Source organism: Candidatus Magnetobacterium casense (assembly GCF_019173545.1).
Classification (GTDB): Bacteria; Nitrospirota; Thermodesulfovibrionia; order Thermodesulfovibrionales; family Magnetobacteriaceae; genus Magnetobacterium; species Magnetobacterium cryptolimnobacter.
The window spans coordinates 1-12,592 of record NZ_JABXWD010000069.1 but is presented as its reverse complement, the minus strand read 5'-3'; the positions used below and the strand labels follow the sequence as shown (position 1 = coordinate 12,592).

Annotated in this window: 12 protein-coding genes; 5 read left to right on the top strand and 7 right to left on the bottom strand. The window is 47.3% G+C overall.

The features are described 5' to 3' along the window. The 5 genes from HWQ67_RS05655 to HWQ67_RS05640 form a co-directional block, all read left to right on the top strand. The coding region (locus HWQ67_RS05655; RefSeq protein ID WP_218251679.1) for a hypothetical protein at positions 1-398 on the top strand (398 nt) is incomplete at its 5' end. A 117-nt stretch (positions 399-515) separates the two neighbouring features. Further along, positions 516-5,738 (top strand): hypothetical protein, encoded by a 5,223-nt coding sequence (locus HWQ67_RS05650; RefSeq protein WP_218251678.1) that lies wholly within the window; start codon positions 516-518, stop codon positions 5,736-5,738. A gap of 298 nt (positions 5,739-6,036) precedes the next feature. Next, a complete protein-coding gene (locus tag HWQ67_RS05645) occupies positions 6,037-6,426 on the top strand; it encodes a hypothetical protein (RefSeq protein ID WP_218251677.1) in 390 nt (129 codons plus the stop codon). Then, a complete protein-coding gene (locus tag HWQ67_RS19850) occupies positions 6,423-6,551 on the top strand; it encodes a hypothetical protein (RefSeq protein ID WP_255317135.1) in 129 nt (42 codons plus the stop codon). Before HWQ67_RS05645 ends, HWQ67_RS19850 begins: the two co-directional genes overlap by 4 nt. Position 6,552: 1 nt before the next feature. Further along, on the top strand, positions 6,553-6,882 hold the full coding sequence (locus HWQ67_RS05640; protein ID WP_218251676.1) for an ankyrin repeat domain-containing protein: 330 nt from the start codon (positions 6,553-6,555) through the stop codon (positions 6,880-6,882). A gap of 62 nt (positions 6,883-6,944) precedes the next feature. Here HWQ67_RS05640 and HWQ67_RS05635 read toward each other — a convergent pair whose 3' ends face one another. The 7 genes from HWQ67_RS05635 to HWQ67_RS05605 all read right to left on the bottom strand — a co-directional run. Then, positions 6,945-7,157, bottom strand: a complete 213-nt coding sequence (locus HWQ67_RS05635) for a hypothetical protein (protein WP_218251675.1) — start codon at positions 7,155-7,157, stop codon at positions 6,945-6,947. Between the two features lie 17 nt (positions 7,158-7,174). Further along, a complete protein-coding gene (locus HWQ67_RS05630) occupies positions 7,175-7,384 on the bottom strand; it encodes a hypothetical protein (protein ID WP_218251674.1) in 210 nt (69 codons plus the stop codon). A gap of 130 nt (positions 7,385-7,514) precedes the next feature. Next, positions 7,515-7,934 (bottom strand): hypothetical protein, encoded by a 420-nt coding sequence (locus HWQ67_RS05625; RefSeq protein ID WP_218251673.1) that lies wholly within the window; start codon positions 7,932-7,934, stop codon positions 7,515-7,517. A gap of 455 nt (positions 7,935-8,389) precedes the next feature. Then, a complete protein-coding gene (locus tag HWQ67_RS05620; RefSeq protein ID WP_218251672.1) occupies positions 8,390-8,686 on the bottom strand; it encodes a hypothetical protein in 297 nt (98 codons plus the stop codon). A 662-nt stretch (positions 8,687-9,348) separates the two neighbouring features. After that, the gene (locus tag HWQ67_RS05615; RefSeq protein WP_218251671.1) at positions 9,349-9,888 is read right to left on the bottom strand and encodes a hypothetical protein; all 540 of its coding nucleotides are present in this window, start codon (positions 9,886-9,888) and stop codon (positions 9,349-9,351) included. 382 nt (positions 9,889-10,270) lie between these two features. After that, entirely contained in the window at positions 10,271-10,600 is a 330-nt protein-coding gene (locus tag HWQ67_RS05610; RefSeq protein WP_218251670.1) for a hypothetical protein, read from the bottom strand. A gap of 73 nt (positions 10,601-10,673) precedes the next feature. Beyond that, positions 10,674-12,592 (bottom strand): hypothetical protein (locus HWQ67_RS05605; RefSeq protein WP_218251669.1); only part of this gene is annotated, 1,919 nt, incomplete at its 5' end.

Genomic DNA, 12,592 nt, shown 5'->3' with positions numbered 1-12,592 from the left:
CCACTTATTCTGATCAATACAAACAGCAGTTTATGACAGAACTCAAAGGTATGGACACTGATAAAGCCAAGAAGTTTATGGACGATGCACAGAAGATTTACGACTCAAATCTGCAGATTTATACTGGCACTTCGCCAAACATACAGCAGCCGGTAAAGACTGTTCCAGGAAACCAGCAGGCGCCAACAAAAACGCCTGCGGATACAGGAGATACTACACAGGTGAGTGATACTGTTCAGCCTGATAAAAAAGTTAGACTTACCCAGGAGCAGAAATCACGTTTTGATGTTATGCAGAAGAAAATAGACGCAGCTCCCGAGAACACTGAGGAAGAGAAAGCTGCGAAGGCAAAAGCGCAAAAAGCGTTGAACGAAGCTAAAACCAAGATGGGGGTGTAGCCGTTGGGTATTTATGAAGACACTCTTACTTTCATATCTGATGTTCTCCCTAGTCAAGAGAAGACTGACCGATGGCTATATAATCCTGAGACAAAACAAATGGGCGAAGTCCCTCCTATGCATCCGTTAGACCAGATAATAACACCGATAGCTGATTATGTGAGGTCTGGTCCTCAAAGAAAATTATCAGTCACAAAGAAGAGGTTAAAAACATTTGAATCAACAGCGGAGGATCCCAATATTGCAGCGTATGATTTTAATTTTCCCACGAACACCTTACCACAAAAAACGAGTCCGAAGAAGCCGATGATAGATGAAGAGATTAACAGTATGTTAGATGGCTTACCGATGGAGAATAAGGGTATTGGTATAGACGAAGAAATCAATCAAATGCTGAAGGATCTTCCTATCACAAAAGACATGACCCCGAAAGCAAGATTGGGAAGGAGAGGAGAAGAGTTAAAGAGGCAACTCTTTCCAACAGTCGATGAGTCGATAGCCACAGGTAAAAAGATATTGGGTGCCATACATCCTGAGACTTTGCCGGGAGATGTAGTAAACGCCATGGGTTTCACGGCGTTTGCCCCTGCCGTTGCCGCTGTAGATGTTATGGCGGGAAAAACGCCGAAGGAGATGAGCGAATCCTGGGGTGACAGGAAAAAGAAATTAGAGGAATCGACATTCGGGAGAGTGGGCAATCTTTTCAATCTCGGAATCGAGGGATTGGCTGGAGAAGAATTTAAACCAGAAGTGGAGAAGTTCGAGCGGGGCGGCCACCAGATATTAACGAATCCTGCGGGTTATGCCATGGAAGAAAAACTCCGGGCATTGGAGAAACTTGGTGTAGTAAAACCTGGTATGGTGGATGCAATGAAACAGGCTGGTCGGTTTGATGCACCAGAACCGGAATTTGACAAAGGTTATATTGGTTCATCTGCTGAGTCACTATACAACATGTCAACTTCACCGACAAATCTATCTCTTATGCTCGGTGGTGGTCTTCTCCATGGAGCAAAGGGGTTAAGAGGCAAAGCCGGAAGAGTCAAACCATCTCCAGTAGCACCGGAAGCCGGGACACAGATGCATCCTGCCGTGGCAGAATATATTCAGAAAGTCATAGACGATACAGGGAAACCTCCTGTCCTCGATGAGGTTAAAATAGCGGAGATTATCAGGGAGAGTGAGGGGATACCGCCTCCTCCTGTGGCTGAGATGGGGGAAACGCTTCAGGATAAACTATCAAAGGCGGCCATGGAGGACACATCCGGTCAGATGCCGGGTAGAGCATACGTCAACACGAATGAACCTGTGCTGGCGTTACCGCCGCCAGAAGGGGAAATTATAGGGAGAAAGGCAGGGCAATTCAAGCCCATGTCACCGGAAGAACAGGCGGCGTTCAATGAGATTATGCAGGGTGAACAGCAATACGCCGCATCTCAGCCGGTGAGGGGATACCCACAAGAGATGTTCGACCCACAGAAACAGATGACAGCCGTCCCAGAACAAGCTGGAATGAGGGAAAGAGGCGGGACACTGGAAGAGTTTCCCGTGACCCCGGAAGAAGCCATGGGATTTCGCGCACCTGTGGGTAGGGGGATGGTTGAACCGGGGAGTGTCCAGTTTGGATCAGGCTTCGATATTCTGAAGACACTTATGGATCTGCTCAAGCCAGAAGAGAGGCCGCCAGGGAGATTGCCCGTATGGATGGACAAGTATCAGAGGTCTTTACCGGAAAACCTGAAAGCTGGCGCTGGCGAATCTGTTTCTCCCAGGTCTATGCTCGAAGGCACGGAAATTCCACCGGCTGATATATCTCAGTTATACCCTGCGTTGTTGCAACAGATAGCGCAGAGGGGAAGATTTCAAGAACCGGTGCCTGGAGGTGTTGCCCCAAGTGCGCCCAAACTTGCAAAAGAATATCCTCAAATGGAGGGTCAGAGTGCGGCAAGGGTATCTCCTGAAGACATTGCCGCTGTTCAGAATATGATTGAGCCGTCAAAGTTCAACAGCGGCTTCGACCTGATGAAGATGTTCACAGATATGTTCCCGAAGAAAAGCAAGGGCGTAAAGGATGTTATGAAGGGACAGGGATTTGAGAAACTCATGGCCATGCCTACCAACAAACTCATGCAGATGAGAAATATCTTCGAAGACATTGGGAAGCGAGCGCAGGAGACAGGTGACACCTACGGAATAGATACCGCCAATATAGGGAGTAAAATACTTGACGGTGTTCTGAGACTGAAAGAAGATGATATAAAGATACAGACCTCAGGGGCTCGAATGTCAGGATTGCCGCAACTGAAGAAGATGTATTCGGGCTTTGATTTGGGGGAACAGTGGAAGGGATACCTGGGAAGAAAAGCCGAGGGCGCTACTCAATGGCTGAAAGATAAGCCGAGAGAATGGGTAAGCAAACTCGGGCGATTGCCGGGATCTTTCGAGGGTGTCTGGGACAGTCTCAGGAAGGGTGTCAATGAAGCGCGGATAACGTCACCGTTCATTTACACGATAACCAAGAGGATGACGAAAGAGAATCTTTCTCCTGATTCTATGTTAGGTTCTCCAGAACTGGCCGCTTTGCGTTCACCAGCGCATCAATATCTCATAAATGAAGCATTGACTGAGCCGCAGGTTTTTAATGACATACAGGCCGGGAAGACTATGTACGTTCCTGATATGACAAGAGGAACGATTGAGGCGGTCACACCTGATCCGGCGTTTCAGAACATGGCAAAACGGGTCAACGATGAATGGCAGGTAGCGCAACGAGAGTTTAATGAAGTGACCGATGTTCTTAGCCAGCTTGATTCGCCTCTCTACATCAACATGATACGAGAGTCTATGATCGACAAGAATCTTTACGACACGATTCAATCAGGGAAAGAGTTCACTTACACTGATCAGAATCTTGGGCAAGATTATCTTATAAAAGGCGGGGCAAAGGATATATTGCGGAGGGTTGTTGAGAGAGGGAAACGGGACTATGAGCAGCAGATAATTCAGAACCCGTCCACAAATCTTCTAAAAGAGATTGCGTTTGAGACTTATGACCCGTCGATGTATTGGCTCACAGAGATGAGTAAAACATTTGCCGAGGGTCCGAAGGCCGAGCTTGGGGTTTTGAAGTCCGAGCTTGAACAGTATATATCTCAGTTCCCCAACGATACGAGGACAGCCTCTCAACTGAAGATAATTGATCAGCTTATTGATTCTGCCCCAGGAGACAAGTTTAATGCGGCTTACAACCAACTCATAAAGAGTAATATAGGTCTGTCGAGCAAGGGTTTAAAGTCCAAGTTACCCGAGACAGTGAAGCGTCTGGAGAAACTTGGTGGTCACATAGATCCGTTGCTGGAGAAATCCATAAGAATAGGTGAAATGAAAAAGCTGACGACCATCATGAAGTGGGCTAACGAGGTGGCCGGTACTGCGACACAGCCGGGAGGGAAACAGTATATCATTAAAAAAGTCCCAGGTGCTCCAATGCCGAGAGACTATGTTGACATAAACATTGACAACAAAAACAATGTGGCGTCAAGAGTGGAGAATATTCTTCGATCAAAGGGTGACTATATCCATCGTGACTTAATGCACGAAATAAACCAAGTGTTTAAGACGAACAAAGAGGTTAACGGATGGGCGGAAAAGTTTGTCAATGCTATAATGACTGAGGTTGTGCCGAGACATAAATCTATGTTGACCGTATGGAATCCGAAAGTTCTTATCAACAATGAAGTATTCAACAGGTTTATGTTGTGGGTGGCTTACGGAGAGGTTCCCGGTCTTCCTGCCAATGCTCCTATTCGTTCTGCTGTGAAATCTATGATGAGAAATCCTGAGAGTCATCTTGGTTCTCTTCTCGGAAAGAGAGGCGGTCTTGGTCAAGCTGGTCTTGAATCTGAGTTGACCAGAACAGGATATGAAACAATGAACGTGGGTCAAGCCACCAAGACTGATATAATGGAAGGAATAGGAAGAGATGACCCGAGGGCAATTAAACAGATTCGAGCGGGTAAGAAGCTCCCTGGACAGATTTATCAGGGGTCAGAAATCGGGGCTAAGTCTTTCGTATGGCTGAAAGAAATGCAGAAAGCAGGGTATGACATATCCCCAGACGGAAAAACCATAACGGCTCCAGGAGGGAGGGTTATTCAAAGCCTGAGAGATTTTACGAAAAATGACATAACCGCCAGCAAGGCCGCAACCGATATGGCTGATTGGTATTTAATCAACTATGCGAAACAGTCAGGTCTTATCAAAGCCATAAGACAAGTTCCTGGTGGCATCCCGTTTGCCACGTTCTATGCCGATATTATGCCTAAGCTGGCACAGATAGCCGCTGGTCGTGGGAGAGGGATGTTGACTTCCGCACAAAAATGGGGGCAGGCAGCGAGATTCTGGAGTGTCCCGGCAGCGGCAATTCTTGTGAACGAATTGGCCAAAGCATATAGCGGAATAACCGATGAGGAGGAGATGGCTGCTCGGGATGCAGGGACGCCGGGAACAAGATCATCCGGTCAAACAATGAGAAAGACTTCTAAGTATATAAAAGAGAAGGGTCTAAGGTTTACCGGAATACCGGATGCTTTGAATCTTCTAGCGAGGGGTAAAGAGGTTTGGATGAATCCTGTCATCGGCAGAGATAAACAAGGTAATGTCCAGACGTTCCCACTGGCCGGGTTATTCCCGTTAGCGGCCGGTGAGCAGACTACAGGGGTTCTGTCTATGCCGTCAATTATGTCAGGGATGCAAGACCCAATAACAAGTGGGTTGAGTCTGTCACAGACAGGCGTTGACCCATTCACCGGAAAGCAGGTCGTGAACAGATATGACCCCGACAGGGCAAGTGTGCTGGCCGATTTACTTCTGCAAAAGATGTATCCATTTCCATATCAGGCGGTGAAAAGAATAGGAGCAGCCACGCAGGGACTCACTTATGGAGCATCGAATGAACCGCAGAGTGTTCTGGGGGCGGCTGTTCATTCCACCACTCCATTGAGGCCGTTCAGCACCGACATTAAATTGACTGACTCCTATAAAATGTCAGGCTTGAAGGACACGCAAAAGGGAGTAAAAGAGAAGTACAGAAGGGATTTATATAAGCTGGACGAAGCATACAAGAGATACAAACAAAAGGGTGATACAAAAAACGCTGAACGAGTAAAGAAGATAATGGACAGGAAAGAGGCTGAACTGGAATATCAGATGACTCGATGGATGGATGAATATTTAAAAGCGAATTATCCGAGGCAGTACGAGGGAGGAAAATCAGAGAAGTATGCAAAGATGAGAGAAAAGGTCCAGAAAGACATGGCGAAAACTCAGGGACAACAGTAGATGACCTGATTAATATTAACACAGGCGTTAACAGCGTTAATTCGCTATAAAAAACAGATGAGGTGAGATGAATGATGAAAGAAAAAGAGAAAGTATTGAAACCGGTCGCTGAATGTGCCAGGTGTGGGAGGAAAATCAGCAAGTATGATAAATGTCTGATCGACCTGCAGAAGAGAACATTTTGCAGTAAGGGGTGTGTGAATGTTTTTCACGGCGGGACGATTGTTCCGTTTGTGGGATCTGTCACACGGTTCAGGAATACACCGAAGTATTAAAAATTCAAGGAGGAAATTATTATATGAGTTCACCAGGAATAATCCTACCAGATAGCGGGGCGCTCAGCGAATCGGGTATAATGGTTTTCAACAACCTGAAGGAGAAGATACTCAGCTTTCTCCATCCGTATCGAATCGTTTGCCCGAAGTGCAAGACCAGGATACAGTTCACTATGGAGAAGATAGTCTGCCTGGACACGCCGAAAGAACACAGATTCAAAATAAAAGCCGTAGGAAAAGAAAGCTGTTTCTGTGAGTGGCTTTACCAGGAGTTAGGCATTGCGTTTGAGGACGGTAAGGCCCGGATAATCTCCGAGAAAGTATGTTATAACTTCGCCAAAGATTTTCTGCACATCTTGACAGAAAACCTATGGAATAAATTTCACGAACAAAAGGAGGACAAAAGACAATGAAGCGAGATCCGTTTGCACCCACACCGGAGGATTACAAGAAGTTTAACGGGGCAGAGGTAGAGGCTAAGAAAAAAGCCGCTGAAGTAGCCGCCAAAGCAGAAGTCAAAAAGAAGGGAAAGAAATAAGATGGGCTTGTTACACGAGGCCGTTGCTGTGGGCGACACGATGAAAGTAGAAGAACTTCTTCGAAAAGGAGAGCATCCTGGAGAGGAAGATGATAACGGTATATCGGCTTTCTCTCTGGCCATCGCCCTTGGATACAAGGACATCCGGGATCTGTTCCTGATTGTTCTTGGCTATCCTACTCCACGATATAGCAAGTATGCACAGGAGGATCAGAGGCGCCAGGCACAGATGGGCCACACCACCGAAACGAGAGAGACTATTCTTGATGATGCCATGAAGCAACAGCAGGGGCCTGCGGTTAAATTCAGCTTTGGGGCCAGAAGAAGATAGTTCTTTGACCGGGGTTAATTACAATAGAGTTACACCCTCTCAGCTTTGGGAGGGTGGTTTTTTTACCTCCCGCAAATCTTACGAATCTGTGCCCGTTGCTGAATGAACGTGGCTATACCTATGCCTTGTTTCATAGACTGATCAGAGGGGTTATTCACGATGTTACCAATCTGCCGCAGTTTCTCCTCAGACCTCACGGCGTTTTGACAAACGTCTTCAATCACCTCTCGGAGCTGCTTGTCCTCCAGCCGGTTAAGCGACTCGAGTACCAACAAAACTTGTTCCTTCAGTTTCATTTCTTGTCTCCACTTTCCAGAGTGGTATGCTCCTGCCAGGCTGTCAGTGTCGCCTCAATAAACTGATCAGTCATTTTCCCAAAGGACTCGTTCAGGTGCAGGTCAACCAGCATCCGGTGATAGTTCTGCAGCAGGAACGTGCAGAAGGTATTAAACTCTGTGAAGCTGATTTCTATTGTGCCGCCGTCAAGTGGGTCTATTTTCATTGTTGATCACCTGCTCTTTCTCTCGTTGTGTAACAGATACATTTGCCGCGCCTGGCGACTTTGCCGTATTTTCGGATTTGCCGGCGATCTGCATAAGCCCAGGGCGGGTCCATGAGTATTAACGAATACTTCATCTCGGAACCTCTCTCAGCACAACAAGTGAAATCTCAATCTCTTTTTCCCAGGCGGCATCCCTGGCATCCCTGGCATCCCTGGCGGCATCCCTGGCGGCATACCAGGCGGCATACCAGGCGGCATCCCAGGCGGCATCCCTGGCGGCATACCAGGCGGCATCCCAGGCGGCATCCCTGGCGGCATACCAGGCGGCATCCCAGGCGGCATACCAGGCGGCATCCCAGGCGGCATCCCAGGCGGCATCCCAGGCGGCATTAAGCTCTTCTGTTGTGATCTCGCCCCTCATCCATTTTCGCTTGGCCGCAATAATATCATGTGCTACCCTGAACTCAGGATGTTTTTTCTCAACATCCGGCAACACTAATTGCTCCACGTATCGGCAAGCCACCTCATGAAGCTGGCTGTCACTCATCATCCTATGAAGTGCCCATAAGCGATCTTCTGGAGGGATTTTCAAAGTAGCGATCAAATTCTCTGTCAGATACTTTCGCCTTCCAAAACACCGTTTCAGGAGATCAAAATCATTCTCCTGATACTTTTCACATACTCTCCATTTCTTCACATCTTCGATTGTTATTCTCATTCCTCACTCACCCGCTTTTTTTCGCATCTCTTCTATGATATTGACAACACTGTAAAAACATTTTCCTTGAGTTTCGCATCTTTCAGAATTGGTTGCGGTATCCAATCTCATAATCCAATCCATAAGATCCTTCTTCGTCACTCCGGCACAGTCGGTGGGATGAACAGTAAAACTCCTTCCGCACTGTGAACATATCAAGAGATTGGGATCGTCTGACCCGGATACTTGATAAGCGAGAACTTTCGCATCTTTGCCTTCTTCCCAGTTTACTCCACATTCAGGACATTTCACGCTTTCACCTTCCTCTCATCTCTCTGGCACCTGGGGGAACAGAACTCTCTCGCCCCATGCACACCGATGAGCGGCTGACCGCAACGCTTGCACCGCCTCAAGAAATGCTCACGATAAACCCTGTGCAGCTCGTCCTCGCCAATCACATACTTAACCCGGCCAGAGGCATTAGTCACCATCTCTCGTTTCATCTGACCCGAATAGGCCAACCTCTGTATCTGTAACGCCGACACGCACAGCCGCCAGCTTGCTTCTTTCATGTCGTAGTATCTCTCTCCATTTAATTGAATCATTTTTCGCCACCTCTCTTTCTATCCTCTCCCACTCTCGATATATGTCATCTACGCTTTCCACCTTTAGCCTCCCATTTGTCACAGGAATCATAATAAAAAACATCATATACAGTCCCACCCGCTGATGTATCTGTGCCAAAAACATAATCACGATAGCACATAACATTTGCTATATGCTCGTCTATCAACAGCTCACCGCAATGTCGGCAGTTTTTACAAATCTTCGCTATATTCACTGTTGTTGTCCTCTCTTATTCGGCGGGGAGATGCCCCAGACACACCATGTTATCCGGGACACCCCCGCCTGTCTCTGGCTTTGTGATTCAATTGTGAGTAGCATCCACACATTTCATTGCCGATTGTCTGTTCATCAGGGAGCTTTATCGTGTTGCTACGACCGCAGCCACCGGCTCCCACATAGCGCACCACCTCGCTTTCTGGGATTAAACCTCAATCAATGTAATAGGATATTGTCCATATATATTTGAAGAACTTTTTATGCGGAGAGAATATACAGATAGGCATACCGCACATTTCAAGTGAATGGGCTGGCTAACAGAATCACTCTTATCAAGTAATCTTGTCAGACAACGCGGACAATGAAATATACTATACGGATAATATTTTCCCTCGAAATATACCATATCGTCACTCATCATTTGTCACTCCATATTAAAATATCCCAACAGCATACCAACTGCATCGGCTTCATCATCGTTCTTAACGTCATACCCTCTTTTCCGTATGTCCTCAACGATTTGTTCCTTCGACTTCACCTGCGACTTCTCTCCGAACAACGCTTTTCGCCACACAGCGGGGAGAAAATATTTGATGCACTTGTCCTCTATTGGTTCACAGTAGTCAAACAGGACATTCTCCACCATATACCGAGCTTTGCCAAGCGCAAGCGTAGGTTTCTTTCCGGCAACAAAGCCATCTTCTATGAGAAATATCGTATGAGGAATGTAAGTCACCTTCTTGGGCTTACCGTTCTTGTCCCACTTATCGATCTTCTCAAAGTAACATTTTGATTCTCCGAGGAGCTGCCCGCAGAGCTTCTGCACCTCATAATCCATGTTTCTCAACCGTTGGAGCATAGACCTGGAGCTATCCTCTATCGTTCCAAAGCAGGAAATGCTCATACTATCCCAAAAAGCCCATCCTACTGCTCTGGCGCTTACGTCAAAACTGAGTATTTTCATTTCTCTCTCCTTCTCACCACGACCTTATCACCTTTGCAGGTTGCGCAGCGAATTCTCAACTCCATAACCCACTCTTGCCATACGCTCTGCCCCTCATATTCACACTGAGAGGACCCGTGGATTTTCATTATATCCTCTCCCGTGCCCCGGCATCTGTGACATGGAACTACTGTTTCTGACATAGCCCCATTCTCTCGGCACACCCCAGACAATAAGCGGCCTCTGTTATAGCACAATAAAACACATCGTTTATACTGCACCACTCTCCACATTCAGCACACTTGAACATCGTTAGTTTGCCTCCTTCATCTCCTTATAATACACACAATGCCCTGCCATCTGCCCGATCTGTTTCTCTTTCATCTCCCAAACCCGCAAATCTTTATCCGGGAGCTTCAGGGTGCATAAGCCGCCTTGCATTGACCCTTTGAACCTCTGACATTTCAGGCAATCGCTCTTCTCGTTCTGGCTCTCCATAAACATCCTCCCTCATTCTCGGATGAAATATACGTTCCCACCGATCAAGAAACTCCTCTGAGTAATTGTAACTCCGCTTGTGCTGAACATACGTATCATGTTTCTCCCGGTTCTCAGCTTCCTCAAAATCTTTCCTGGTGCAGGGCCTACCACAATAGCGTTTGTTCCCATGGCCCTTAAACTGTTTGCCGCAGGTTTTACAGTTCTTCAGTTTATAGCCTTTGTAATTGCCCATTTCATCAGTCCAACTTTCCACCCGTTTTAACGTACCAATTCATATCAGCGGATTCTCCAACTGCTTGAGGTGATCAAATATCACTAACCTTGCCCATTTTGACCAAAAACAATTTCGTGCAATCGTCCCCGGGATGTTCTGGGATGAGCATGTTACCCTCTTCATCTCTCTCAATCAGGGTGGAAACGACAAAGGATTGAACGCCAGCTTTTTCCACGAGATACTCATAGAGAATACCCCGGAGCGAAGGTCCGAAAGCATGTTCGTCGATCCCAACTGCTCCGAACCCGGACACACTGGCTATTGCGACTTGTAAAGATATGCTTGCACGGGACAGAGCCGACTGTGAGAGGAATTGTATAGTCACATACCCGCAACCTGTCCCAGGATCGACGAGAATGTTCCACGGCTCACAGGAGAATTTCATCTTGTACCCAAACACCGATAAGCCTTTATTCACCTGCTGCTCGAACTCTTCTATCACAGTTCTGAGAGCCTGCTGTTTGATACCTTTGGGAGACAGTGCGTCACAGATGACCTCGAACATCTTCACCTGTGCTTCAATCTCCTGGGATTCGCCCTCCCACTCTTTCAGCCTTGAAACGTATCGTTCAACACTTTGATTGTAATTGAACTGCGTGGTAACATCGCTCAACGCCTGTTTATATGCTCTCAGTCTTGTCTGCAGCGCATCGAGATTCTCTCTATCAGGTTCTACATACTCAGGCTGCGGGGGCAGTTCGCCAAGTTCTTCCATCTGCTTCTTGGCTACCTCTTCAGCCTTCACCGCCGCATCTGCCCGGAGTCTGCTTTGCCGGGACTTATTTGCGCTGTCAATACCTTCTTTCAGGAGGTTCGTCAGTTCTCTCTCCTGGTCCCGGAGTTTTTTTGCCCCTGCTATAAGACTTCCCAACTCACCTGTCTCGGTTTCATTCTTCTTTATAACGTCAACATAGTGTGCCATATCTACTCCGCAATGGGCACAATGAATTTGAAACTCTTTCTCTCCGCATTTGGGGCATTTAGCCTGATTACCTTTGCACTCATCAGACTTTGTTATCTTCTCAATCTGCTTCTCAATCTTCTCTACTTCATGAATGACGGCCCCGAGGTTCTTCTCATAAGCTTTCAGGTCTGCCGCCTCTGTTTCTGGGATGATCGCCTTGACAGCCTTCTCAACCTCCTCCTGTGCCCGCTGCAGATTGCTCCTGGCATGTGACCGGGAAAATTCCATGGTCCTCCAGGATTGCAGTTCACGTTCATATTCCTGATGGGCGCCATCAAACTTCTGCCTCTCGGCTTCGTGCACCCGGATAGCCTCTTCCAACTGCTTTTCAGCTTTATCAATGTCTTTCTGTTTTACGCTGTCACCCTTGAGAGATGCTGTTATGGGACGTTCTCCCGGATGCTGCGGCTTGCCTTGGTCAACCGTGACCTTATCCTTCTTCGCGTCTTTACGCCCCTCTTTTGCTATTTCATACAGCTTGTCAATGTCTATACCGGGGAAAGCCTCATCATCTACGGCATAGTTCCAGAACCTCTCTCCCAGGTCTGGGAAGTCAGGATGATAATTGTTCAACGCCCCGATGAACGCCTGCTGATCCCACGGGGGGAGAAGAAGATTCTGGAAGAACTCTTTTTGTGCTGTTTCTTTCTGTAAGAGAAGCCATCGGCAGCGGAGACAGGCCTTGATTATGTCAGAAGAATATTCCCCTTCGAGAATATCCTCTGACCCGGCGGGGGGGTAGCTGGCTTTGAGTGTTTTGTCATTCGCTTTTTCGATTACGACCTCGCATTTCTTCGCTCCGGTTCTTACTATGTTTGCTACCCCCTCGCCGCCATCCGGGAGGTATTCGTTGCGCCGCCAATGCCCGAACTCAATGGCGCGTAGTATGGATGATTTGCCGTTCTCCTCCATCCCGACTATCCAGTTTACCAGGCTGAATGTGAGTGCAGTTTTTTCGTGCATCATGAAATTTGTCATTAACATTT